Consider the following 25189-nt stretch of genomic DNA (forward strand, 5'->3'; position numbering starts at 1 on the left):
GATGCGCCGTCTCGCCGTCGGCGCGGCCGTCGTCGCCCTGATGGGCCTGGCCGCCTGCGCCAGCCCGTCCAACCCGGCCCTGATGACCCTGCCCGCCACGCCGGGCCTGACCGCCTCATCGGGCGACCTGGGCTATCACGCCGTCACCACCGTGACCGTCTCGGGCGGGCAAGGCACCAATCCGCTTTGGACCTCCCAGGTCTCCAACGCCGACTTCAAGACCGCGCTGGAGAACTCGCTCGCCGCCGCCGGCTATATGGGAACGGAGGGTCAGCCGATGACGGTTTCGGCGTCCCTGATCGACCTGAAACAGCCGTTGGCGGGCTTCGACCTGTCGGTGATCAGCCAGGTCCGCTATACGGTCACGCGCGCCGAGCGGGTCCTGTTCGACGAGACGGTGGCCGCCACGGGCACGGCTTCCATGGGCCAGTCCCTGCTGGCGACCGAGCGACTGCGCATGGCCAACGAAGCCTCGATCCGCGAGAACATCAAGACCTTCCTGACGCGCTTCCGCGCCCGCGCGCGGTAAGCTGACCGGATGCCGAACCAGGGCGGCGTCGGGTCTTCGGGTCCGGCGCCGCTGGCTTGTCAGATCAGCTTGAACAGTCGCAGCGCCTGGTAGCCGGCCGACAGCAGGACGACGGCCCCGACGCCATAGGTCAAGGCCCGGCGCGGTGCGATGCGGGCGATGATCCCGGCGAAGGGCGCGGCGACCAGGCCGCCCAGCACCAGGCCCGCCACCGCCGTGGCGTGGGTGGCGATGCCCTCCGCCTCCTGCCAGTGGCCCGTCAGCAGGGCGACCAGGAAGGTGGCCGACACCGCCGAGGTGACGAAGAACTCGGCCGTATTGGTGGTGCCGATCGACACGCGCGGGTCCTGGCCCGACCCCACCAGGGTGGTGGTGACGGTCGGCCCCCAGCCGCCGCCGCCGATGGCGTCGAAGAAGCCGCCGGCCAGGCCCAGCGGCCCGGCGAAGCGGCGGGGAAACAGCCGCTCGCGCGTCTGTCGCGTCGCGCGCCAGATGATGACCAGGCCCATGATCGCCAGATAGGCGGTGATCCAGGGTCGGATGGCGTCGCCGTCGATGCTGGTCAGCAGGAAGGCGCCCGCGCCCCCGCCGACAACGCCGCCCAGGGCCAGGGGGGCGAACAGCTTCCAGTTCACGTTCTTGTTGACCGTGTGCGACCCGGCCGAGGCGGCGGTGGTGAAGACTTCCGCGGCGTGGACGCTGGCGGACGCCGTCGCCGGCGGCACCCCGAACGACAACAGGACGGTGGAGGAGATGACCCCATAGGCCATGCCCAGGGCGCCATCGACCATCTGGGCCAGGAAACCCACCACCAGAAACAGCAGGAAGTCTTCCATCCGGTCAGGCCTTGGCGGCCAGGCGATCCACGACCTCCAGTATCTGGGCGCCGTTGTAGGGCTTCAGCAAAAGCGCCTCGGCCAGATCGGCATGGCGCGCCGCCGCCGCCACGTCGCCGGAGGTGAAGATGACCCGCACGGCCCAGCGGTCGCGCAGGGTGCGGGCCAGATCCACCCCCGTCATCCGATCCGACAGATTGATGTCCAGCAGGGCCGCGTCGATGTCGTGCAGGGCCGCCGCCGCCTCGGCCGCCGCGGCGCTGTGAAACGGTCCGATGACGTTGTGGCCCGCCTCGCCGAGCAGTTCGGTCAGGGAGGCGGCCGCGTCCGGGTCGTCCTCCACCACCAGCAGGGTCAGGGCCTGGCCTTCGGGGCTCGTCGCCCGTTCGCCCGCAACCGGCGCCTGACGCACCAGGACGGCCCGCAGGTCGCGCCAGACCTCCCGCGCCGGCCGCTGGATGTCCAGGTCGTAGACGGCGGCCAGGGCGTTCAACTCCTGCAGGTCGCGCGGCGACAGGGTCTGGCTCGCCTGGGCCAGGCGATCGTCATACAGGCGGCACAGCCGCTCGACGCTGTCGGCGACGGCGATCTGATCGGGGCCTGTGTCGGAACCGACGGACGAATGGGGGCGATCGAACATGGATGTCCTCCTGGGCGGTGGCTGGGCGTCAGCTAAACGGTCCAGGGGCGATCCGTCACCGCGCCTGACGCCATCGTGACCAAAAGTTGACCATCGGCTCGACGGCGCGCCCGCAATCGACAGGCGCATCTGCGCCGGGTAAGGACGCCCCTCACTCCATCTCCCTCAGGATGTCTTCCTCTTGCGACTGCCCCAGGCCCGTCTCGATCAGGTGCTCGACCGTTTCCATGAGGTCGAAGCCCGCATGGGCGCGGCGACCGACGGGGCCGAGATCGTGCGTCTGTCCAAGGAGCACGCCGAACTGAAGCCCGTCGCCGACGCCGTTCAGGGCCTGGCGCGCGTCCGCGCCGAGATGGCGGATCTGGAGGCGATGACGGCCGATCCCGAAATGGCGGCCATGGCCGAGGACGAGCTTCGCGCCCTGACCGACCGCCTGCCCGAGCTGGAACGGCAGGTGGCCTTGCTGCTGGCGCCGCGCGATGCGGACGAGAACGCCTCTGCCGTTCTGGAAGTGCGCGCCGGCACCGGCGGGGACGAGGCGGCCCTGTTCGCCGGCGACCTGTTTCGGATGTATTCGCGCTATGCCGCGACGCGCGGCTGGCGGGTCGAGATCGACAGCGTGTCCGAAGGCGACGCCGGCGGCTTCAAGGAGATCGTCGCCACCGTGACCGGCGACGGCGTCTTCGGCCGGCTGAAGTTCGAAAGCGGGGTGCATCGGGTCCAGCGCGTGCCGACCACCGAGGCGGGCGGACGCATCCACACCTCGGCGGCCACCGTCGCCGTCCTCCCCGAGGTCGAGGACGTCGAGATCGAGATCCGCGACCAGGACATCCGCATCGACACCTTCCGGAGTTCGGGCGCCGGCGGCCAGCACGTCAACAAGACCGATTCGGCTGTGCGGATCACCCACCTGCCCACGGGCATCGTCGTCACCTCGTCTGAGAAGTCGCAGCACGTGAACCGCGACAAGGCGATGAAGAATCTGCGGGTGCGGCTGTACGACATGCAGCGTCAGGCCAAGGATCTGGCCCGCGCCGACTCGCGCAAGTCGCAGGTGGGATCGGGCGACCGTTCCGAACGCATCCGCACCTACAACTTCCCGCAGGGGCGGGTGACGGACCACAGGATCGGCCTGACCCTGCACAGCCTGCCGCAGATACTGGAAGGCGAGATCGATCCTCTGCTGAACGCCCTGATCGCCGAGGATCAGGCCGCGCGCCTCGCCGATCTGGAAGCCGAGTTCGGCTGAGGCGTCAGTCCAGCACGCCGGTCAGCGGCAGCAGCAGGACCAGGGCCGTCGCGGCGGTGTAGCCGGCGAAGGCGTGAACCGCCCGGCGGCGTCCGGCGGCTGGTGGATCGTCCAGGTTCGAACGATTGGCCCACAGCAGATAGGCCGCCTGTATCGCCCAGCCCGCCGAAAACGCGATGACCGCCCAGGCGCTGAGCGCCGCCAGCGCCAGGCCCGAGGCCAGGACCATAAGACCGCCCAGCGCGATCACGCCATCCGCCAGCTGGTCGTTGAAGGAGGTGGAGACCAGGTGCGACAGGGCCTGCTGGAGGCGCCAGTTAAGCCAGGCTTGATACAGGAGCATCAGTCCGCCCAAGACGTAAAACACCCCGATCGCGCGCGCTGCCCACTCCATGGCGAGAATATGGCCATGAAATCGGGCGGTGCGAAATGCGATAAATCAAACTTGGCTGATGATCGTACCCTGACCGACGCCGGAAAGACACAACCGTTGGTTTTTCAGTCCGCTCGCGCGGCCTCCCAGGCCAGGACGCGCTGGACGGCGGGACGCCGGGCCATACGCTGGAAATGATCCGCGACCTTGGGGAACCGGGCGATGTCCACGCCGTCGCCGGCCAACCAGCCCGAGAAGACGAACAGATAGGGATCGGCGACCGAATAGGCGTCGCCCATCACCCATTCGCCATCCAGCCCTGCCTCGATCAGGTCGAAGCCCGCGCTCATGTTCTCGCTGACCTTGGCGGCCATGCTGGCCTGGGCGGCGGGGTCGTCGCTCCAGCGGGCGGCGCGTCGGCCGTGAGCGTGGGCGACATGGATGGTGGTGGCCAGATAGAGGTTGAAGGCCTGCATCCGGGCGAAGTCGAATGGATCGGTCGGCGCCAGCCTGGCTTCGGGCGCCAGGGCGGCGACATAGGCCAGGATGGCCGGTCCCTCGGTCAGGACGCCGCGATCTGTGACCAGGGCGGGCACGCGCCCCTTGGGATTGATCGCCAGGAACTCGGGCTGGCGCTGATCGCCGCGAGCGAAGTCGACGTAGCGGGCCTGATAGTCCAGCCCCGCCTCCTCCAGCGCGATATGGCTGGCGCGGCTGCAGGAGCGGGGCGCGGTGTGCAGCGTCAGCATCGGCGGACCCTCTTTGCGAGAACGAAAAAGGGGCGGCCTGATCGGCCGCCCCTTCGTTATTTACAGGTCCAACAGGGCCCGCTGCGGGTCTTCCAGCAGTTCCTTGACGCGGACCAGGAATGTGACCGCCTCCTTGCCGTCCACGATGCGGTGGTCGTAGCTGAGGGCCAGATACATCATCGGGCGAATCTTGACCTCGCCGTTGATGGCCATCGGGCGCTGGACGATGTTGTGCATGCCCAGGATGCCCGACTGCGGCGCATTCAGGATCGGCGTCGACATCAGCGAGCCATAGGTGCCGCCGTTAGTGATGGTGAAGGTGCCGCCCTGCATCTGATCCATGGTCAGCGAGCCGTCACGGGCGGCCTTGCCCAGGGCGGCGATGCCCTTCTCGATCCCGGCCAGGGTCAGGGTGTCGGCGTCGCGCAGGACCGGAACCACCAGACCCTTGTCGGTGCCGACGGCGACGCCGATGTCGTAATGGTTCTTGTAGATGATGTCCGTGCCGTCGATCTCGGCGTTGACGGCCGGGATTTCGTGCAGGGCCGCGACCACCGCCTTGGTGAAGAAGGACATGAAGCCCAGCTTCACCCCGTGGCGCTTCTCGAAGGCGTCCTTGTACTGGGCGCGCAGGGCCATGATGTTGGTCATGTCCACCTCGTTGAAGGTGGTCAGCTGGGCGGCCGTGTTCTGCGATTCCTTCAGGCGGCGGGCGATGGTCTGACGCAGGCGCGTCATCTTCACCCGCTCCTCGCGTGGGGCCAGGGCGCGCGGCGCGGCAGGCGCAGCAGCGGCGACAGGGGCCGGAGCCGAGGCCTGGCCGATGGCGGCGATGGCGTCGCCCTTGGTGATGTTGCCCTTGGGGCCCGTGGCGGCGATGGCCTTGGGGTCCAGGTTGTTTTCGGCGACCACGCGCTGGACGGCCGGCGACAGGGCGTCGTTCCTGGCGCCCGAAACCTGGCCAGAAACCTGAGCAGAGCCGGTGTTGGCCGGCGCCGCAGCGGCCGGAGCCGGAGCAGCGGCGGGGGCCGCGCCGGCCCCAGATCCCGAAACCGAACCGATCTTCTGGCCCGGGGTGACGGTCGCGCCTTCGTCGGCGGCGATGGTCAGGACGCCGTCGGCGGGGGCCGAAACCTCGACCGCGACCTTGTCGGTCTCGATCTCGACCAGCAGTTCGTCCTTCTTGACCGCATCGCCCGATTTCTTGAGCCACTTGCCAATGGAGCCTTCGGCGACGCTTTCGCCCATCACCGGCACGGTGATGTCGATGGCGCTCGCAGCAGCGGCCGGGGCGGCCTTGGCTTCGCCCTTCGGCGCGGCGGCCTTAGGGGCGGCGGGAGCGGCGGCGGCCGCGCCCTCGCTCACCACGCCCAGAACGGTTCCCGGCACGACGGTGTCGCCCTCGGCGGCCTTGATGTCGGCCAGGACGCCGTTGGCGGGCGCCACGACTTCCAGCGAGACCTTGTCGGTTTCAAGCTCGACGAGCAGTTCGTCCTTCTTGACCGCGTCGCCGACCTTCTTGGTCCATTTGGCGATGGTGGCTTCGGTGACGGATTCACCGAGGGCGGGGGTCAGGATGTCGGCCATGTCGGGTCCAGCTGTCTCTTATTTCAGGCGTCTAGGTGTATCAGGCGAAGGCTTCGTTGGTGAAGCTTTCGAGTTCCTTCAGGTGACGGCTCATCAGGCCGGCGGCGGTCGAGGCCGAACCGGGGCGGCCGACGTAGCGGGCGCGCTTGGCCTTGACGTCCAGCTTGTCCAGCGTGATCTCCAACCACGGATCGACGAAGGTCCAGCCGCCCATGTTGCGCGGCTCTTCCTGGCACCAGACCAGTTCGGCGTTGGGGAAACGCGCCAACTCCTTGCGGAGCGACTGCATCGGCCACGGATAGAACTGTTCCAGACGCAGGATGTAGACGTCGTCCACCGCCTGACCGTCCTTGGCCTTCTTCTCGCGCACGTCCAGCAGGTCGTAATAGACCTTGCCCGAGCACAGGATGACGCGACGAATGTCCTTGTCCGCCTTGATCTTGATCCCGGCCACGTCGGGACGGGTCTGGGCGTCGTCGTGCAGGACGCGGTGGAAGGACGAACCCTCCGCCAGGTCCGCCAGGCTGGACACCGCCTTCTTGTGACGCAGCAGCGACTTGGGCGTCATCAGAATCAGCGGCTTCCTGAACGACCGGTGCATCTGGCGGCGCAGGATGTGGAAGTAGTTGGCCGGGGTGGTGCAGTTGGCGACCTGCATATTGTCCTCGGCGCAGGCCTGCAGGAACCGCTCCAGACGGGCCGAGGAGTGTTCCGGTCCCTGGCCCTCATAGCCGTGCGGCAGCAGCATGGTCAGGCCGCTCATCCGCAGCCACTTGCGTTCGCCGGAACTGATGAACTGGTCGATCACCACCTGGGCGCCGTTCACGAAGTCGCCGAATTGGGCTTCCCACATGACCAGCGTATTGGGGTCGGCCAGGGAGTAGCCGTATTCGAAGCCCAGCACCGCCTCTTCGGACAGGGCCGAATCGATCACCTCGAAATTGGCCTGGCCTTCGCGCAGGTTGTTCAGCGGGACGTACCGCTCTTCGGTGGTCTGGTCGATGACGCCCGAATGACGCTGGGAGAAGGTGCCGCGCACCGAATCCTGGCCGGACAGGCGAACGGGGAAGTTCTCGTCCAGCAGGGAGGCGAAGGCCAGGCTCTCGGCGGTGGCCCAATCCAGGCCCTGGCCGCTGTCGATGGCCTCGCGGCGGCCGTCGATGACCCGCTTCAACGTCTTGTGCATGTCGACGTTGTTCGGAATGGTCGTCAGGCGATGGCCCAGGTCCTTCAGCTTGGACAGGGGAACGGCGGTGTCGCCGCGCGCCTCTTCCTTGGGCGCCTGCAGGCCCTTCCACTGGCCGTCCAGCCAGTCGGCCTTGTCGGCCTTCCAGGACTTGCCGGCCTCGAACTGTTCGTCGAGGAAGGTCTCGAACCGGGTCAGTTCGGCGTCGATCTCGGCCTGGGTGATCACGCCCTCGGCGATCAGGCGCTGCGAATACAGTTCGCGGGTCGAAGCCTGGGCGCGAATCTTCGAATACATCAGCGGCTGGGTGAAGGTGGGGTCGTCGCCTTCGTTGTGGCCGAAGCGGCGGTAGCAGAACATGTCCACCACCACGTCCTTGTGGAACTTCTGCCGGTATTCGGTGGCCACCTTGGCGGCGAAGACGACCGCCTCGGGATCGTCGCCGTTGACATGGAAGATCGGCGCCTGGACCATCAACGCCACATCCGACGGATAGGGCGAGGAGCGCGAGTTGCGCGGGCTGGTGGTGAAGCCGATCTGGTTGTTGATGACGAAATGCAGGGTGCCGCCGGTGCGATAGCCCTTCAGCCCCATCAGGGCGAAACATTCGGCCACCACGCCCTGACCCGCGAAGGCGGCGTCGCCGTGGATCAGCAGCGGCACGACCTTGGAGCGGTCCAGCGCCCATTGGCCCTCGGGCACGCCCGCGTTGGCCTCGCGGATGTCGAACGCCTGTTTGGCGCGCGCCTTGCCCAGCACGACCGGGTTGACGATCTCGAGGTGCGACGGATTGGCGGTCAGCGACAGGTGGACGTGGTTGCCGTCGAATTCGCGGTTGGACGAGGCGCCCATGTGGTATTTGACGTCGCCCGAACCCTCGATGTCGCTAGGCACGGCCGAGCCGCCCTGGAACTCGTGGAAGATGACCTTGTAGGGCTTGCCCATCACGGCGGCGAGCACGTTCAGGCGGCCGCGGTGGGCCATGCCCAGAACGACTTCATCGACACCCAGATTGCCGCCGCGCTTGATGACCTGTTCCAAGGCCGGGACCATGGCCTCGCCGCCGTCCAGGCCGAACCGCTTGGTGCCGGGGAAACGCTTGTGCAGGAAGCGTTCGAAGCCTTCGGCCTCGATCAGCTTGTTCAGGATGGCGATCTTGCCTTCCTTGGTGAAGGCGTTGGCCTCGAACTTGTCCGGTCCCTCGAACCGTTCCTGAAGCCAGGACTTCTCCTCCGGCTCGGCGATATGCATGTACTGGATGCCGATATTGCCGCAGTAGGTGCGCTTCAGGATCGCCAGCACCTCGCGGATCGTGCCCGTCTGCAGGCCCAGCACGCCGTCGAGGTAGATCGGCCGGTCCAGATCGGCGCCGGAGAAGCCATAGAATTCCGGCGTAAGTTCAGGGTTCTCGACCGGCTGTTCAATGCCCAGCGGGTCCAGGTTGGCCTGAAGGTGGCCGCGCACGCGATAGGCGCGGATCAGCATCAGGGCGCGGATGGAATCGTGTGCGGCGGCGCGAATGGCCTCGGGCGAGGCGTCGGCGGCTGGCGCGGCCTTGGCGGGTGCGGGCGCGCCGGGCTTCTTGGGGTCGGGCTTGGGAGCAGGCCAGCGGCCGTCGAAAACGCCGGTCTCCTCGGTGGGATCGGTCGCCACGCCGCGGCCCCAGCCGCCGGCCTCGGCCGCTGCGGTCACGCTGGCGGCGTTGTCGCGCAACTGGTCGAAGAAGGCCTTCCATTCCGGAGAGACCGAAGCGGGATCGCGCGCCCACTTCTCCTGGAGCTCCTCCACATAGGCCGCATTGGACCCGTACAGGAAGGAGGTCTCGGCAAAGACCTGGTTCAGCCGACCGGCATCGTCCGCCATGGTTCTCTCGTCTCGTCTCTGGAGCCCAGCCGGACACATCTCCGTGAAGGGCGCGCCCGTCATATAGGCCCGCTTTCCTAATGGGTCATGGCCGAAAGGGGGCATTTGGGTAAGAATTTGGTCGCAGGGGCCAGAAAAAACGCCCCCGGCCGAAGCCGAGGGCGCTGATCCCCGCCGGAGGCGGCATTTTCAATGCGTGGAAGCCGCGCGAAAGAACCGCTTCCCCTCTCGTAGGAGAGGGAGCCGGCCCGGCCTTCTCAGCCCTTCAGCACTTCCACCAGGGTCGTGCCGAGGCGCGCGGGCGATGGCGAGACCTTGATGCCGGCCGATTCCATGGCCGCGATCTTGGATTCCGCATCGCCCTTGCCGCCCGAGACGACGGCGCCGGCGTGGCCCATGGTGCGGCCCTTGGGCGCGGTGCGGCCCGCGATGAAGCCGGCCATCGGCTTCTTGCGGCCCTTCTTGGCTTCGTCGATCAGGAACTGGGCGGCGTCCTCTTCGGCCGAGCCGCCGATTTCGCCGATCATGATGATGGATTCCGTGGCGTCGTCGGCCAGGAACATCTCCAGCACGTCGATGAATTCGGTGCCCTTGACGGGGTCGCCGCCGATGCCGACGGCCGTCGTCTGGCCCAGGCCCTCGTTCGAGGTCTGGAACACGGCCTCATAGGTCAGGGTGCCCGAACGCGACACGATGCCGACGTTGCCCTTCTTGAAGATGTTGCCCGGCATGATGCCGATCTTACACTCTTCCGGGGTCAGGACGCCTGGGCAGTTCGGGCCCAGCAGGCGCGAGTTGGAGCGATCCAGGCGCGCCTTGACGCGCACCATGTCCAACACCGGAATACCTTCGGTGATGCAGGTGATGAAGGGGATTTCGGCCTCGATGGCCTCGATGATGGCGTCGGCCGCGCCTGCCGGCGGGACGTAGATCACCGTGGCGTCGGCGCCGGTGGCTTCCTTGCCTTCGGCGACCGAGGCGAAGATCGGCAGGGTTTCGCCGTGCGAGCCGGTCCAGGTCTGGCCGCCCTTGGCCGGGTGCACGCCGCCGACCATCTTGGTGTTGTAGTAGGCCAGGGCCTGTTCGGTGTGGAAGCCGCCGGTCTTGCCGGTCAGGCCCTGCACCAGGATCTTGGTGTCTTTGTTGACGAGGATGGACATGTGTCTGTGCTCTGAATTCTGTGTGTCTGCTGGGCGATAGCGGCGCTTACGCGACCGCCGCGACGATCTTCTGGGCGGCGTCGTCCAGATCGTCGGCCGCCTGGATGGTCAGGCCCGACTCGTTCAGGATTTTCTTGCCCAGTTCGGCGTTGGTGCCTTCCAGACGCACCACCAGCGGCACCTTCAGGCCCACTTCCTTGACGGCCGCGACCACGCCTTCGGCGATGACGTCGCACTTCATGATGCCGCCGAAGATGTTGACCAGGATGCCTTCGACCTTGGGGTCGGCGGTGATGATCTTGAAGGCTGCCGCCACCTTGTCCTTGCCGGCGCCGCCGCCGACGTCGCAGAAGTTGGCGGGCTCCTTGCCGTACAGCTTGATGATGTCCATGGTCGCCATGGCCAGGCCGGCGCCGTTGACCATGCAGCCGATGTTGCCGTCCAGGGCGACATAGGCCAGGTCCCACTTGGAGGCCTCGATCTCCTTGGCGTCTTCTTCCGTCTCGTCGCGCAGGGCCTTGATGTCCTCGTGGCGGAACAGGGCGTTGCCGTCGAAGCTGACCTTGGCGTCCAGCACGCGCAGGCGGCCGTTCTTCATGACGATCAGCGGGTTGATCTCCAGGAGGTCCATGTCCTTCTCGACGAAGGCCTTGTACAGGATAGGGAACAGGGACTTGGCGTCCTCGGCGGCGTCGCCGGTCAGTTCCAGGGCCTTGGAGATGGCGGACACGTCGGCGTCGGTCACGCCGGCTTCCGGGTCGATGGCGATGGTGTGGATCTTCTCGGGCGTGTCGTGGGCGACGGCCTCGATGTCCATGCCGCCCTCGGTCGAGACGACGAAGGCCACGCGGCCGACCGAGCGGTCGACCAGCAGCGAGCAGTACAGTTCACGATCGATGTCGGCGCCGTCTTCGATGTAGAGGCGGTTGACCTGCTTGCCGGCCTCGCCCGTCTGGGCGGTGACCAGGGTGTTGCCCAGCATTTCCTTGGCGTGGGCGACGGCTTCCTCGATCGAGAAGGCCAGGCGCACGCCGCCCTTGGCGTCGGCCGGCAGTTCCTTGAACTTGCCCTTGCCGCGTCCGCCGGCGTGGATCTGCGACTTCACGACGTAGAGCGGGCCAGGCAGCCGCTTGGCGGCGGCTTCAGCCTGGTCGGCCGAGGTGATGGCGACGCCGTCCGCGACCGGGGCCCCGTAGGCCTTGAGGACCTGCTTGGCCTGATATTCGTGAATGTTCATGAGGGACCGCCGCGATCTGCTGGGAAAGTTGCGGGGCTTATAGGCCCCGTCCCTTCGCAGGTGCAACCGTCCACAGGCTGCGTTTTAGTCCACCCAGTCCCGCTTGAGCGTGCGCGAGGCTCCCACGAGCAGGATCGCCGCCAGCACATAGAAGCCCATGCCGGTGTAGATGGCCCAGCGCAGGCTCTCGTCGCCGAAGCGCGGCGCCAGAAGGTCGCTCATCCAGCCGAAGTAGTAGAAGCCCACCGCGATCCCGAGCAGATTGTTGATCAGCAGGAACAGGGCCGAGGCCGTCGAACGCATGGCCGCCGGAACCAGATGCTGCACCGCCGCCGTGATCGGACCCAGCCAGGCCAGGTTCAGACCCGTGGGCAGTAGGAAGATGAAGAAGGCCAGGGTCAGCTGCTGAACGTGGCTGCCGCCGCCCGGCAGAACCAGACCGATGAGCCACGGCGAGTTCATCGCCAGGATGAAGCAGGGCGCCGAGATCAGAAAGGCGATGGCGGGCGTCAGCGGATAGGCGCCCTTGCCCTTCTTGGACAGTTTGTCGGCGATCGTGCCGCCCAGCCAGATGCCCAGCAGGCCGCCGATCAGGGCGATGCCGGCGTAATAGACGCTGGTCTGTTTCAGGGTCAGGTCGAAGCTGCGCATGAAGAACAGCGGCAACCAGCCGGCGACGCCATAGCCGCACACCGACGACGAGGCCGCGCCCAGGGCCAGCAGCCAGAAGCTGGGCTTTTTGACCACCACCGAGGCCGTGCGCCGCGCGATCATCAGCGACACTCCGATCACCACCGCCAGCAGCCCGCCGAAGCCCAGCACCAGCGGATTGCCCAGCGACGTCCCCATCAGCCAACTGACGCCGGCCAGAACCAGCAGCCCGGCGCCCAGACCCAGCATGATCTGGGCGGCGATCCGGCCGGCGCGATCCGCGCCTGCGGGAGCGGGGGCGGGGGCCAAGGTCGGCGCGGCCTCTACGGCCTGGGTCTTGACCACATCCATTCCGCCGCGCCGGGGATCGCGCACCGTCAGGCGCAGCAGCGGCGCGACCAGCAGGCCCAACAGGCCGACCACGATGAAGGCCGTACGCCAGCCATAGGTCGCGGCCAGCAGGCCGCCGACCAGGGTGCCCGCCGCCATGCCCAGCGGAATGCCGAAGGCGAAGGCCGCCATGGCCCGCGCCCGCTGATGCGGCGGGAAATAGTCGGCGATCAGCGAATAGGCCGGGGCCACCCCGCCCGCCTCGCCGACGCCGACGCCCATCCGGCACAGGAACAACTGCCCGAACGATCCCGCCATGCCGCACAGGGCGGTGAAGCCCGACCAGATGGCGAGCGCCCCGGTCATGATCCAGACCCGGCTGAACCGATCCGCCATCCAGGCCAGGGGAATGGCCAGGGTTGAATAGACCGAGGCGAAGGCGATGCCGCCCAACAGGCCGAACTGGCTGTCGGACATGCCGAACTCGGCCTTCAGCGGCGCAGCCAGGATGCCGATGATCTGCCGATCCAGGAAGTTCAGCATATAGATCAGGATCAGCACCGCCAGCACATAGAAGCGGTAGCCGGGTCGGTCGGGCGTCCGGGACGGGGCGTCGGTCGTCACGTCGGAGGTCATCGGCGTTTCCCTTGGGCGGCCTTTCGGCGCGTCATGTTTGGAGCGAGCCTAGCCGCAAGCCGCAGGGCCTGCCAAGCCGGGTCCGAAAGCACGAAGGGCGGCGGCCCGGAGACCGCCGCCCCTCGCATCAGGCGTCTTTTGTCGCGATCAGAAGCGGTAGGTCAGGCGCGCCGAATAGGTGGTCGGCGGGCCGTAGAAGGCGCTGATCGAGTTGTTATAGGTCGCGCCGGGGAAGCTGTAGCCGCCGACCTTGTAGCGGACGTCGGTCAGGTTGCGGCCGAACAGACCCACTTCCCACCGCTTGCTGGGCGCAGTCCAGACGACCGCAGCGTCGGCCAGGACATAGCCCTTCTGATCCAGGATGGGATCGGGCGCGTCGAACAGATGGTAGTCCGAACGGTAGGACAGCGACGGGGTGACGCGGATCTCGCCGCCCAGGATGTCGCCGCGCCAGGTCATGCCGTAGTAGGCCGACCATTCCGGGGAATTCTGCGGCTTGCGCTGATCCGAGATGTCGACCGGCGAACCCGTCACCAGGGTGACGAACTTGTCGAACTCGTTCTTCAGATAGCCCAGCGAGAAGTTGGCCGAGATGTCGTTGGTCAGATAGGCCGACCCTTCCAGCTCGAAGCCGTAGATGGTCGAGGCGCCGGCGTTGTCGACGACCGAGGCGATGCCGACGGCGGGCGGCGTGGCCACCTGCTGGGTCGTGATCTGCTGGTCCTTGTAGTCAGAATAGAAGATCGCCGAGGCGAAGTTCATGCGACGGTCGAAGGCCGATCCCTTCAGGCCCAGCTCATAGGTGGTGACCGTCTCGGGCTGATAGCCGTTGACCGTCTGGGGCACCAGGGCGGCGTCGCCGCGCATGTCCCAGCCGCCCGACTTGAAGCCCTGGCTGATCGAGGCGTAGCCGGTGACGGCCTCGCTGAAGTCGTAGGATACGCTGACGCGCGGCGTGAACTTCTCGAAGGTCTTGGACGCGGCATAGTTGGTGCGCGTGGCGAAGATCGGCCGATTGACCCCGCCGGTATAGGGCGTCGGCGTGGCGCCCAGATAGAACAGGCGCAGGACCGATCCGTCCTTGTCGTCGCGGGTGTAGCGGCCGCCCAGCGACAGGTGCAGGCGGTCGGTCAGGTCGTAGCTGAAGTCGCCGAAGATCGAGAAGGACTTGGTGTCCACCGAACCGGCGGCGGCGATAGCCAGACCCAGATTGCCCGCGATGGTGTCGAAGGCGCCCGAGGACTTGCCGTCCAGATAGAAGACGCCCGCCACGCCGGACCAGCGTTCGCCGGTCAGCAGGGCCTGGAACTCCTGGGTGAACTGGCGGTCGTTATAGATGGCCGGCACGTCCAGGGTCGGGTTGGGCGTCTGGTCGAAGTCGATGACCGTGTGCGTGTCCCCGGTGCGATAGGCGCTGATCGATTTCAGGGTCAGCATGTCGTTGACGCGGTATTCGCCGGTCAGGGCGACGCCCTCCGTCACCACCTTCTGCTCGCCGGTGATGCCGGCGTAGGTGTCGTACTTGCCGGCCGGCGGCGTCCACAGGCCGTCCGAGGAGGTGACTTCGCGGTGGCCGTGACGGGGGCTGGAGTCGTCTTCCACCCGATCCCAGGCCAGGCGGAAGAACAGGTTGTCGTTCGGCGTCCATTCCGCGCTGGCGCGATAGGCGGTGACGTCCTTGTCGTACTGGTCCTGGCCGGTGTTCAGGTTCTTGCCGTAGCCGTCGTGGTTGTAGGTCGCCACGGCCGCGCCGATCGCGAAGGTGTCGCCCACGGGGATCGAGCCCGACAGCAGGAAGTTCTGCTCGTTGTAGCTGCCCAGTTCGGCGCGGGCGGTCAGGCTGGGATCACGACCCAGACGCTTGGTGACGTATTTGATCGCGCCGCCGATGGTGTTGCGGCCGTAGAGGGTGCCTTGCGGGCCGCGCAGCACTTCGATGCGCTGGATGTCGAAGATGTCCAGCACGGCGCCCTGCGGACGCGCCACATAGACGTCGTCGACATACAGGCCCACGCCCGGCTCGAAGCCCCACAGCGGGTCCTGCTGGCCCACGCCGCGGATAAAGCTGATCAGGGTGGAGTTGGAGCCCCGCGCGACCTGCACCGTGGCGTTCGGCGTCTGTTGCTGCAGGGCGGTGATGTTGACCGCGCCCGTCTGTTCCAGGCGTTCGGCGCTCAGGGCCGAAACCGCGACCGGCACGTCCTTCAGCTGTTCGTCGCGGCGGCGGGCGGTGACGACGATGTCGTCGACGGTCGCCGTGTCCTGGTTGGCGTTGGCCGCCTGAGCCGCAGCCTCCGTGTCCTGGGCGGCCGAAGCCCCCGCCATAACGCCCCACGCCGCGCCGGCCAGCAGCGCGTACTTCACATGACGATTCATGATCGTGACCCCTTTGTCGTTTTCCAGCCCGTTGACGCTTTTATTCAGCGTTCAATGATTTTCACGATGAGTGGACTGGATTGGCCCCGCTGTCAAACCTTGACCTTTCCGTGACGTCATGCGGACGCCGCAGCGTGTCGCGCTTGCATCAGCGGCGAACGCTTTCCACGGCGTGGATCAGGCTCTAGCGTCGGGTCATGACCAAGTCCGAGACCGTCCCGTCCCGTCCCGTCGCCGCCGCTCGCCGCAAGGCCGACAGCGCCGCCCCCGCCAGACGCGGCCGTCCGTCAAAGGCGCGCGCCGGCGCCGCCGTCGAGACGCGCGACCTGATCCTGGATGCGGCCGAGGACCTGTTCTCCAAACACGGCTTCTACGGCGTCACCATCCGCGAAGTGGCGCGCGAGGCGGGGGTCGATACGGCCCTGGTCCACTATTATTTCGGGGCCAAGCGCGACCTGTTCGACGCCGTCTTTCTGCGTCGCGCCCAGGTGTGGAACGACGAGCGGGTGGCCGCCATTGACCGCTACGCCGAGGCGGCGGGCGAGGCCATGACGCTGGAGGGCCTGCTGGAGGCCTTCCTGCGTCCGCCTTTCGACTGGTCGCTGAAAGGCGGACCGGGCTGGAAACACTACGCCGCCCTGGTGGCCCAGACCAACGCCAATCCCAGTTTCGGCGGCGAGACCATGGCCCGCTATTTCGACCCGGCCATTCACCGGCTGATCGCCCTGATCGCGCGCGTCTTGCCCGAGGCCAGCCAGGTCGATCTCTATTGGGCCTATCACAATCTGTCGGGCGCCCTGACCCTGACCCTGGGCGAGACGGGGCGTCTGGACCGGTTGTCCAACGGTCTGGCCCGATCCGGCGATCTGCAGACGGCCGGCGACTATATGGTCCGTTTCGCCGCCGCCGGCTTCCGCGCCGTCGCCGGAATGGACGGCCGGCAAGGCGACCAGGACTAGGCCCAGGACTAGGCGAAGAAAACCGCCCACAGCAGTCGTCCGGGCAGGAAGGTAAGCAGGCCCGCCACGACCAGCCCGCCGACGAACATGCCCGTCATGGCCCGACGATGCGCCTCTACGCGATGGCGGCGCGCCGCATGGACCGCCATCGGCAGGCCGACCAGCGTCCAACCGCTGAGGGCGTGGATCAGCGACAGGCCGCCCGGATTGATCTGGTGAATGAAGAAGGAGCTGATCGCCGTCGTCGCCATGGCCAGCACCCAGGTCCAACCCAGAATGCGGTGCCGACGGGTTCCCTTCACGCCCGTCAGCAGAATGACGCCGATCGCCAGGGCGACCAGGGCGGCCGCCAGATGGAGCTGGATCACGGCGGGCGCATCCTGGAGACGCGTCCAATCCGGAGCGTGCAAGGCGAACCCCTCCCGCGTCAGACCGACGCCGTGCCGGGCCATATAGAAGGCGAGCGGCGCGCCGAGCAGAAACAGCGCTAGGGCTGAGGGGGCGAGGTGGCGAAGGCGGGTGAAGTGGGTCATGGGCGTCTCCTTGCCCTGTGGTCCTTGGCTGGCGCGCCGTTCGGCGCCAGAGGCCCTTCGTCAACGACCGCGTCGGCTTCGTGAACGCACGCGCTGCTTTCGCCCGGCAGGAAAACATGATTTCACGGCGACTGATCCTTGTCGTCGAAAGCCCACATGCTCACCCACCCCGCCGAACGTCGCCGTTTTCTCAGAGGTCTGGTCGTGGCGGTGTCGGGCGGCGTCTTCCTGGCGATCACCGGCGCTTTCGGCAGCGTCGGCGCGCCTCTGCCGCAACGGCTGGTCTACTGGGTTCTGGTCATGGTGATCGGCGGTTTGTGGGGGCATGTCTGCGGCATGGCGGTCGGCCGCTTCGTCGATGCGGACGAGCGACCCTGGCTGGCCGTCGCCGCGTTGACGGCGGTGATCACAGGTCCGCTCAGCATCGTGGTCTGGGCCGCCACGGGCCTGTTTTTCGCCCATCGCCTCTATTCGGTGGCGAGCTTGCCGCAGTTGTTCGTTCCCGTGCTGATCGTGACGGCCGCGATCACGACGGTGAACGTCTTTCTCGGGCGGGCCGAACCGGTCCAGACCCACGCCGATCCGGTCCATCCTGGGCCCGCCCGGTTCCTGCAACGCCTGCCCGCCCGGCTGAGGGGGGCGACGCTCCACGCCGTTCAGGCCGAGGACCACTATCTGCGCCTGCACACCGACAGGGGATCGGACCTGATCCTGATGCGCCTGTCCGACGCGGTCGAGGAGCTGGAGGGTCTGGAGGGGGCTCAGACGCACCGCAGCTGGTGGGTGGCGCGCGAGGCGGTGCGCGGCGTCGAACGCGGCGACGGCCGCGCCGTCCTGACGCTGGAGGGCGGCCTGCGCGCGCCCGTCAGCCGCCGTTACGCCCGCGCCCTGCGCGAAGCCGACTGGTGGTGAGGGGACGGCGCGCGGGGGAGCTCAGGGCGCCGGCTGCACCATGATCGCCGATTTGGAGGCGGCGCAGCCCGTCAGGGTGTCGTCGCCGATCTCGACCCGCGCCGTTAACGGGTACACCCGGTCGCTCATGCCGTCCGAACATTCCGTGGCGATCAACATGACGTTCAGTGCCTGTTGCAGATTGGTCGAGGTGGCGTAGGTCGCCACCGTCCCTTGGATGGTCGCGCCGTGGTTGGGCGCGCGCTGCTCGGGCTGGTCGACGCGCGTATAGATCAGGGCGTCGGGGGTGATCTCCACGCTCCAGAACGGCTCGGTCCCCAGCGCGCGCACGGGCTGACCCAGATCGACCCCGCCCAGGACGGCGGCGGCCTGGGGCTCGGCGGCGGTCTTGGGCTTGACCTCCTTGCGGTCATAGCAGCCGGCCAGGGCGACGCCGGCGATCAGGACGGGCAGGATCAGACGCATCGGCGGTCTCTCTTACTTCTGGGGGAGGCGGCTATCCGGAACCCGCCGCAAGTGTGGGCGCGTCAGGCCGTGGTCAAGGGCCGGGCTGTGTTATGCCGGGGCTGGGTTATGCTGGCCCCATGACGATTCGCCCCACCGCCTATGAATTCTTCGCCGGCGGCGGCCTGGCGGGGCTGGGGCTTTCGGCGGGCGCCGCCGGGATCGACACCGTTTTCGCTAACGACATGGATCCGGCCAAGGCGCGCGCCTTCGTCGCCAACCATCCGCAGATTCCCTTTCGCCAGGGCGATGTCTGGTCCCTGACGCTGGAGGATCTGCCGGGGCGACCCGATCTGGCCTGGGCGTCGTCTCCTTGTCAGGACGTCAGCCTGGCCGGGGCGCGAGGGGGGTTGGAGGCCGGGCGTTCCGGCGCCTTCTGGGGCTTCTGGCGACTGATGCAGGGCTTGGAGGGTCAAGGGCGGGCGCCGCGCGTCGTCGTGCTGGAAAACGTCATCGGCCTTTTGACCTCGGGCCAGGGGCGTGACTTCGCCGCCGTCTGCGCCGCCATGGTCCAGGCCGGTTATCGTGTAGGGGCGCTCGAGATGGACGCCGCCTTCTGGCTGCCCCAGTCGCGTCCGCGCCTGTTCGTGGTGGCGATCAAGGGCGAAGGGCCAGAGGCGTCCGGTCCGACCGCGCCCTTCCATTCGTCGCGTCTGGTCGCCGCCCAGGCTCGCCTGCCCCAGACGGTGCGCGACGCCTGGGCCTGGTGGTCGCTGCCGGGCCCGCCCAAGCGCAACCTGGATCTCGCCGCCGTTCTGGAGCCTGACGAGGCGGCGGAATGGCTGGATGATCCCCAGGCGATCCTGGCCTTGGCCGCCCCCGCCCACCGGGCCCGGATCGACCAGGCCCTGGCCTCGGGGCGGCGTCAGGTGGGGGCCGCCTATCGCCGGGTGCGGGTCGAGAACGGCGTCAAGGTTCAGCGGCTGGAGGTGCGGTTCGACGGCCTGGCCGGCTGCCTGCGCACCCCGGCCGGCGGCTCTTCGCGCCAATATGTCGTGGTCTGCGACCACGGCCTGGCGCGGGTGCGTCGTCTGACCGGACGCGAGGCGGCGCGTCTGATGGGGCTGCCGGACGACTATCGCCTGCCGGCCAGCGAGAGCGCTGCGCTGAAGCTGATGGGCGATGCGGTCGCCGTGCCGGTGGTGCGCGCCTTGACCGAGGGGCTGTTGTCGCCCGTCCTCAGCCCGCGTCGCGCCGCCGCCTGAATTCCAGGTTCAGCCCGGCGAGAGGCGGAATGCGCACTCGCCGGGCCTTTGACGGTTCAGCGTTGGACCCACTGGCCCTGGGCGTTGCGATACCACTGGCCCGAAGAGATGCGGGGCAGCAGCTGGCTTTCGAACATCCGGGCGCCGGCCACGTCTGCCGTGGTGCCGGCGTCGGCGGCGCTGCGGGCGTAGGCGGCGCGGCGGCCGGCGTTGGTCGCGTCCACGGCGGCGCGCAGGGCGGAGTCCGAGGTGCTGTTGCGGAAGCCCAGATAGCCGTCGGCCTGTTCGCCCACGGTCCCGGCGGCCTTGGCCTGGTCGATCAGGGCCTTTTGGGCGCTGGTCTGAGCTACGGCGGCCCCGGCGACGCCCAGGGCGGCGATGGCGGCGCCGACGACGAAGAGTTTGCGTAAGGTCATGTCAGCCTGTCCTTTCAAAAGAAGCGAGGCGATCAGAAAAGGTTCGGGTTCTGCTGGAGCAGTTGCTGCAGCTCCTGATCCAGCTTGACGCGCACGTCTGCGTCCAATTTGGCGTAGATCTGGATCGGCGCAACCTCCAGCCGGATCGTGGGGGCGCACGCGGCGACCGCCGCGACGGCGGCGCCCAGGCCGAGGCCGGCCAGCTGACGCTTGTTGATCATGGTTCAGGCTCCGGTTCGGCCAAGGTTGAGAGGTCTAATAGCACGGCGCGGCGTGAACGGTCGCTGAATGGCGCCGCTCATGGTTCGTTTTTCCCATCGGTCGGCGTGGCTGTCGGCACGGGGGTCGGCGCCGCGCTCTGATCCGCCTGCTGACCCTGCCGGGCGCGATTGACCGCCATCAGGTCCGAGATCAGCTGGTTGGCGTTCAGCGTCGTGTCCAGGGTCAGGTCGATCTGGGTGCCGGACGGCAGGGGCAGGCTGCGATTCAGGAACTGGCGGCTGATCAGTTCGGCCAGGGTCAGACGCAGCTCCTGCCGCTGCGGCGGCGCGTGGCGGCCGCGAATGTGGAACAGGACCGCGATCCGTCCGCCGTCCAGGCTGTTCACATCGGCGCTCAACTGATCGAACGACAGGTTCTCCATCGCCTGGAAGGCCAGGTCCTCGACCACGCCGGGGGGCGCCTCGGCCGCGCCGCCCCCGGCGTTCACATCGGTCAGCACCTCGCGCTGGATCGACAGACGGCCGGGCTGAACCGCCGCCAGGCTGCCTGCGACGATCCTCAGGCCTGTCGCGGGGTTCATGGTGAAGGGCAGGCGGCCCGACACGACGGCGTCCAGCAGCACCTTGTCGTCGAAGCCCATGTCCTTGACCAGGTCGCCCAACTGCACCCGGTCCAGCACGATCACCCCGCCGTAGGGCTGGGTCGCGTCCAGCGGCACCAGCAGGGGTTCGACCGAAATCACCCCGCCACCCGCCGTCAGCTGGGCGCCGTTGATGCGGAAACCGCCGGCCTCGATGCCGAAGGTCAGGTCCAGGGCGGTGGCCTTGGCGCCGACTTCCAGGCTGTCGACCGTCAGATTCTGGTTCGGCGCGGTGATCAGGGGCGTCAGACTGGTCAGTTCGATGTCGCCCTTCAGCCCCTTCACCGGCCCGGCGGGGCTGACGAAGTCCAGGCCGGGCACCGCCAGTCGGCCGCTGGACGTGGGCTCGGCGTCCTTGGTCCAGTCGAAGCGGCCGGCGAAGCGGACCTCGCCCACGGCGGGCGACTTGACGAAATCGTCCGCCAGGGGGCTCAGCATCCAGGGCTGCAAACCATGTTCGGCGAAGGTCACGCCCGGCACGTCGATCTCCACTCCGCCCGCGCCGGTGCGGCCGTCATGGGTCAGGGTCATGCGGCCCAGGGTCGCGCCCGCCGCCGGACCCGTGCCGCCCAGATCGAAGGCGCCGTTCCAGGCCTCGCGCGCCAGGGTCGCCTGGCCCTTGGCGGTCAGGGGCTCGAACCGCTTCGGATCCAGGGCGTCCACGATGCGGGCGTCCGCCACCGTCGCCGTCAGGCCGATGCCCGCCGGCGCGCCGCTCACCGTCACCTGGCCCTCGGCCTGGGCGAAGCGCGCGCCCAGGAAGGGCGCCTGGGCCGACACTTCCTTGAAACCGCCCACGACACGCCAGACGCCGTCCTTGGACGACAGCAGGGGCGTGGTCTCGGGACACAGCTTGCCGGCGATCTGGTGGATGTCGTTCTCGTCCAGCTCCAGCCGCTCGACCGTCAGGTCGGCGCAGTCCTGGGCGACATAGGTCAGCCGCCCGTCGCTCAGGGCCAGGACCCCGCGCGTCCGGGCGTCGATGCCGCGCGCCAGGTCGAAATCCAGTTTGGCGCGGCCGTTCAGCCGGGCCTCGAACCCGCCGTCGGTCAGTCGCCACTCCGGCACGACCACGTCCAGTTCGGGCAGGCCCTGGCCGCGCGTCGCGGTCAGTTTCAGGCCGCCGCCGCCCAGCCGTCCGGGCTCGGCCAGATAGACCCCGTCGCCCGACTGGGCAACCGTCAGGACGCCGCCGTTCGCGGGCCGCAACACGACGGGGCGTGGCAGGCTGACGCTGACGCCGCCGGTGCCCGTCGCAAACCGGAACGACGGGGCCTCGAGGGAAAAGGCGCCCAGCGCCCGCTTCATGGCCGTCAATTCCGCAGCCTCGTCCTTGCCGGGCGGGCCGAACAGCGGCCAGGCGCCGTCGCGGGCCGACAGGCCGCCTTCGACCGAAATACGGGTCGCGCCGTCCTGAACCACGTCCAGGTCCACGGTTCCGTCCCCGCGCCTTAGCGTCAGATCGCCGAAGCCGAACCGGTCGAAAGCGACCGCCGCCGTACCGCTGGCCTCGAAGGCGGCGTTGCGTCCGCCCATTGAAAGACCGCCCGATCGCAGGGACAGGCCCTCGATCCGCGTCTCGCCGGCCCGGCCCGCGCCCGCCGTCAGGCGCACGGGCGTATCCAGGCTCCAGCGCAGGGTCTCGTCGCGCGCGACGGTCAGACGGCCGCCGTCGGCTGTCGCCGTCACGTTTGCGGCGTTCAGGGCGGGGCCATCGATGCGGGCGGCCTTCAGGGCCAGACCGGTCGCGCCGACGATGCGGAAGGTCTCGATCCAGCCGGCCGTGGTTCCGTCGAAGCGCGCGGTCAGGTCGGCGCCCTTGGCCTGGGTCGCGCCGGACCCCACAACCGCTCCGGTCAGATGCAGGTCCAATACCGCCCGCCCGTCGCCGCGCCGCGTCTTCAGATCGGGATAGGGCAGGTCGCCCGTCAGGTTCAGCCGCGTCTCGCGCCCGTTCAGGGTCGGGGAGTCGAAAACCTGGGCCTCGGCCTGAAGCGTCACCGCCACCCGATCGCCCACGGTCTTCAGATCGACGGCGGCGCCCAGTTTTTGGGCTGCGATGTCGCCGCTCTTCAGATCGGCGGCGGGCATCTGCGCGGTCAGTCGCATCAGCTTGCCGTCCTCCAGTCGGGCGTCGCCCAGCACCTGAACCGGCCCGTACTCCGTCTCCAGCCGCGCCCGGCCACCCTCGACGATCACCAGCGGCGCCCGCGAGTCCGGCCGTGGAGGCTTGCCGGTGAATTCCTTCAGCAGCGGGTCCAGCGAGCCCAGCGAAAACTTGCCCCCCTTCCAGCTGGTGCGCACCACGGGCCGGACCAGGCGGATGCGGCTGGGCGTGACCCCCAGGCCCGCGCGCGACCAAGGCAGGCCGACGGCGTAGTCGACCTCGACCCTTTCGACCGTCACATCGGGATTGCGGGGGTCGCCGATGCGGATGCGGCCGACGAAGCCGTCCAACTCCACACGTTCGACCTCGACATCGGCCGGAACGCCGCGTTCGTCCAGCCAGCCGATCAGAACGCTGCGCGCCGCCGCCCTGCGGTTGAGGTAAAGGGCCGCGATCAGAAAGGCGACAACCAGCATCACGACAAGCAGGCCAAGGCCCGCCGCCCGAATGAAACGGGGCGCGCGCGATCGGGCGGGAACGGTTTTTCTAGCCGGGGCTTCGGTCAAGCGCAGGGGTCGCGTCGATGAGAAAAAAGTCGCCGGATCAGCATCGCACCCCCAGGCGTGAGCACAAGATTAAAGCGCGGCGATTGAAATGACCGGCCGGCGGGCTTGTTCCAGTGAAGCTGGGCGATATGAGGGCGGGGCGCGAGTCGTTCGCCTCAGTGATCGTCGCGATTACTGAATGCGGATTCTCGCCGACGGCACGGGCGATTCACGCTTGTTAACCGTTTGTAACCGTCCGTCTTCCCAAAATGGGGCAAGCAGTTTATAGGCCATGCCTTCGCGCCGCGCTGGCTCGCGCGATCCATGGCTAAATATGCTCTGGCGCCCTTGGCGTCGCAGAACGATTGGGACCTATGGCTCAGTTCGATCCTCGCCGCCAACCGATGCGCCTGGCCCCTCACTGTCTGACGGCCGTGGCGGCGATCTCGGTGGCCTTGATCGCTGGCAGAGCCTATCAACCCGCTCAGGCCGAAGAAGTTCCCGCCCTGTCGTCCGACCAAATGGCGGCCATGGAGGCCAAGGCCTTCGCTGCGGCCAACGCCCCCGCCGGCCTGACGGCGCCGGAAGCCGTCCATGTCCAGATTCGGCCCGGCGAAACCTTCGAACAGGCCGTGATGCGCACCGGCGTCACGCGCGAGGAGGCCAGCGCCGTGGCCGCCACGGTTGCGAACGCCTTCGACCTGGGCGATCTGCGCGCGGGCCTGAAGTTCGAGACCGCCATCGCCAAGCCGCGCGACGGCCGGGGGGACGCGCGCCTGATCGGCCTGACCATGCGCACCGGCCCGGCCTCACAACTGACCGTGTCGCGCAGCTTCGACGGCGCCCTGCGCCTGCGCTCTCTGGAAGAGAAGGTGACGCACGAGACGGTGGTTCTGAAGGGCGACGTCGAACGCTCTCTGTCGTCCAGCGCCCGCGAAATGGGGGCGACCGCCTCCATCGTCCGCGCCGCCAGCCGCCTGTTCGCGACCAAGTTCGACATGCAGCGCGACATTCGCGCTAGCGACGAATTCACCATGGTCTTCGACCGAGAGACCACAGAGGGCGGCCGCACCGTCAGCGTAGGCGACCTGATGTACGCCGAACTGCGCGGCGTGACCTTCTATCGCTTCAAGCCGGCCGGGGCGAAGGAAGCTCAGTTCTTCGACGCCAACGGCAAGAATCTGCGCTCGGCCATGATGCGAACCCCGCTTCAGACCTTCCGCCGTGTGTCCTCGGGCTTCGGCGTTCGCACCCATCCGATCTCGGGCTATCGCAAGATGCACCAGGGCATCGACTTCGCCGCCACCACGGGCACGCCGGTCGTGGCGCCCGCCGACGGCGTGGTGGTCGAGGCGCGTCGCTGGGGTGGTTACGGCAACTGGCTGCGCATCCGTCACAACAACGGGCTGGAAAGCGGCTACGGCCACCTGTCTCGCTATGGCTCGGGCATCCGCGCCGGCCAGCGGGTCAGCCAGGGCCAGATCGTCGCCTATGTCGGCTCCACCGGCGCCTCCACCGGCCCCCACCTGCACTATGAGCTGTGGCGGAGCGGTCAACGGATCAATCCGGCGGGGGTCCGCACCCAGGAAGGCACCGAACTGGCCGGCGCCGATCTGGCCGCCTTCCGCGCTGAAAAGGCCCGCATCGACCGTATCATCGCCTCGGGCGGCCAGAAGCGCCCGGCTGTTCAGCAGGCGTCGGCGGATGGTCTGCGGCCCGCCCAGGGCTGAATTCTTTCGCAAGT

The 25189-nt window shown here is 68.1% G+C and carries 21 protein-coding genes; 6 read left to right on the forward strand and 15 right to left on the reverse strand.

Translation table 11 applies throughout. The annotated features are described in order from the left end of the window. Position 1 precedes the first annotated feature (1 nt). Positions 2–529: a YajG family lipoprotein gene (locus ACWPV3_RS04370; protein ID WP_313453719.1), complete on the forward strand. Its 528-nt coding sequence runs from the start codon at positions 2–4 to the stop codon at positions 527–529. Between the two features lie 59 nt (positions 530–588). Here the strand turns inward: ACWPV3_RS04370 and ACWPV3_RS04375 are convergent, their stop codons facing one another. Both ACWPV3_RS04375 and ACWPV3_RS04380 read right to left on the reverse strand, forming a co-directional pair. Continuing rightward, positions 589–1365: a sulfite exporter TauE/SafE family protein gene (locus tag ACWPV3_RS04375; protein ID WP_453976990.1), complete on the reverse strand. Its 777-nt coding sequence runs from the start codon at positions 1363–1365 to the stop codon at positions 589–591. A 4-nt stretch (positions 1366–1369) separates the two neighbouring features. Then, the gene (locus ACWPV3_RS04380; protein ID WP_453976991.1) at positions 1370–2005 is read right to left on the reverse strand and encodes a response regulator; all 636 of its coding nucleotides are present in this window, start codon (positions 2003–2005) and stop codon (positions 1370–1372) included. A 181-nt stretch (positions 2006–2186) separates the two neighbouring features. Between ACWPV3_RS04380 and prfA the strand changes: the two genes are divergently transcribed. Then, entirely contained in the window at positions 2187–3254 is a 1068-nt protein-coding gene (gene prfA / locus ACWPV3_RS04385; RefSeq protein ID WP_453976992.1) for a peptide chain release factor 1, read from the forward strand. Positions 3255–3258: 4 nt separating this feature from the next. On the opposite strand, the gene ACWPV3_RS04390 is transcribed toward prfA, so the two are convergent. From ACWPV3_RS04390 to ACWPV3_RS04425, 8 genes are all read right to left on the reverse strand, one after another. Continuing rightward, positions 3259–3597, reverse strand: a complete 339-nt coding sequence (locus ACWPV3_RS04390; protein ID WP_292086198.1) for a hypothetical protein — start codon at positions 3595–3597, stop codon at positions 3259–3261. Positions 3598–3752: 155 nt separating this feature from the next. Further along, positions 3753–4376: a glutathione S-transferase family protein gene (locus ACWPV3_RS04395; RefSeq protein WP_453976993.1), complete on the reverse strand. Its 624-nt coding sequence runs from the start codon at positions 4374–4376 to the stop codon at positions 3753–3755. A 60-nt stretch (positions 4377–4436) separates the two neighbouring features. Further along, positions 4437–5963, reverse strand: a complete 1527-nt coding sequence (gene odhB / locus ACWPV3_RS04400) for a 2-oxoglutarate dehydrogenase complex dihydrolipoyllysine-residue succinyltransferase (RefSeq protein WP_453976994.1) — start codon at positions 5961–5963, stop codon at positions 4437–4439. 40 nt (positions 5964–6003) lie between these two features. Next, positions 6004–9012: a 2-oxoglutarate dehydrogenase E1 component gene (locus ACWPV3_RS04405; protein WP_453976995.1), complete on the reverse strand. Its 3009-nt coding sequence runs from the start codon at positions 9010–9012 to the stop codon at positions 6004–6006. Between the two features lie 257 nt (positions 9013–9269). Continuing rightward, on the reverse strand, positions 9270–10172 hold the full coding sequence (gene sucD / locus ACWPV3_RS04410) for a succinate--CoA ligase subunit alpha (RefSeq protein ID WP_292086193.1): 903 nt from the start codon (positions 10170–10172) through the stop codon (positions 9270–9272). 46 nt (positions 10173–10218) lie between these two features. Then, positions 10219–11409: an ADP-forming succinate--CoA ligase subunit beta gene (sucC, locus tag ACWPV3_RS04415; RefSeq protein ID WP_453976996.1), complete on the reverse strand. Its 1191-nt coding sequence runs from the start codon at positions 11407–11409 to the stop codon at positions 10219–10221. Positions 11410–11493: 84 nt separating this feature from the next. After that, positions 11494–13026, reverse strand: coding sequence for a spinster family MFS transporter (locus tag ACWPV3_RS04420; protein WP_453976997.1), 1533 nt, complete (start codon positions 13024–13026; stop codon positions 11494–11496). Positions 13027–13173: 147 nt separating this feature from the next. Further along, positions 13174–15402 carry a TonB-dependent receptor gene (locus ACWPV3_RS04425; RefSeq protein ID WP_453976998.1) on the reverse strand — a complete coding sequence of 743 codons (2229 nt, stop codon included), beginning with the start codon at positions 15400–15402 and terminating at the stop codon, positions 13174–13176. Positions 15403–15599: 197 nt separating this feature from the next. Here ACWPV3_RS04425 and ACWPV3_RS04430 point away from each other — a divergent pair, with 197 nt between their 5' ends. After that, positions 15600–16361 (forward strand): TetR/AcrR family transcriptional regulator, encoded by a 762-nt coding sequence (locus ACWPV3_RS04430; RefSeq protein WP_312734642.1) that lies wholly within the window; start codon positions 15600–15602, stop codon positions 16359–16361. 8 nt (positions 16362–16369) lie between these two features. Here ACWPV3_RS04430 and ACWPV3_RS04435 read toward each other — a convergent pair whose 3' ends face one another. After that, a complete protein-coding gene (locus ACWPV3_RS04435; protein WP_453976999.1) occupies positions 16370–16894 on the reverse strand; it encodes a DUF2306 domain-containing protein in 525 nt (174 codons plus the stop codon). Positions 16895–17050: 156 nt separating this feature from the next. Here ACWPV3_RS04435 and ACWPV3_RS04440 point away from each other — a divergent pair, with 156 nt between their 5' ends. Next, the gene (locus ACWPV3_RS04440) at positions 17051–17806 is read left to right on the forward strand and encodes a LytTR family DNA-binding domain-containing protein (RefSeq protein WP_453977000.1); all 756 of its coding nucleotides are present in this window, start codon (positions 17051–17053) and stop codon (positions 17804–17806) included. Positions 17807–17827: 21 nt separating this feature from the next. Here ACWPV3_RS04440 and ACWPV3_RS04445 read toward each other — a convergent pair whose 3' ends face one another. Further along, positions 17828–18271 carry a COG3650 family protein gene (locus ACWPV3_RS04445; protein ID WP_453977001.1) on the reverse strand — a complete coding sequence of 148 codons (444 nt, stop codon included), beginning with the start codon at positions 18269–18271 and terminating at the stop codon, positions 17828–17830. A gap of 119 nt (positions 18272–18390) precedes the next feature. Between ACWPV3_RS04445 and ACWPV3_RS04450 the strand changes: the two genes are divergently transcribed. Then, positions 18391–19515, forward strand: coding sequence for a DNA cytosine methyltransferase (locus ACWPV3_RS04450; RefSeq protein WP_453977002.1), 1125 nt, complete (start codon positions 18391–18393; stop codon positions 19513–19515). 56 nt (positions 19516–19571) lie between these two features. On the opposite strand, the gene ACWPV3_RS04455 is transcribed toward ACWPV3_RS04450, so the two are convergent. The 3 genes from ACWPV3_RS04455 to ACWPV3_RS04465 all read right to left on the reverse strand — a co-directional run bounded on the left by ACWPV3_RS04455 (position 19572) and on the right by ACWPV3_RS04465 (position 23376). After that, positions 19572–19931 carry a DUF1318 domain-containing protein gene (locus tag ACWPV3_RS04455; protein ID WP_453977003.1) on the reverse strand — a complete coding sequence of 120 codons (360 nt, stop codon included), beginning with the start codon at positions 19929–19931 and terminating at the stop codon, positions 19572–19574. A gap of 32 nt (positions 19932–19963) precedes the next feature. Continuing rightward, complete coding sequence (locus ACWPV3_RS04460; RefSeq protein WP_292086180.1) at positions 19964–20152, reverse strand: YnbE family lipoprotein; 189 nt, start codon at positions 20150–20152, stop codon at positions 19964–19966. 77 nt (positions 20153–20229) lie between these two features. Then, complete coding sequence (locus ACWPV3_RS04465; protein ID WP_453977004.1) at positions 20230–23376, reverse strand: intermembrane phospholipid transport protein YdbH family protein; 3147 nt, start codon at positions 23374–23376, stop codon at positions 20230–20232. A gap of 443 nt (positions 23377–23819) precedes the next feature. Between ACWPV3_RS04465 and ACWPV3_RS04470 the strand changes: the two genes are divergently transcribed. After that, positions 23820–25175, forward strand: a complete 1356-nt coding sequence (locus ACWPV3_RS04470; protein WP_453977005.1) for a peptidoglycan DD-metalloendopeptidase family protein — start codon at positions 23820–23822, stop codon at positions 25173–25175. The last annotated feature ends 14 nt before the right edge of the window (positions 25176–25189 follow it).

The sequence above is a fragment of the Brevundimonas sp. Marseille-Q4549 genome (assembly GCF_976940555.1).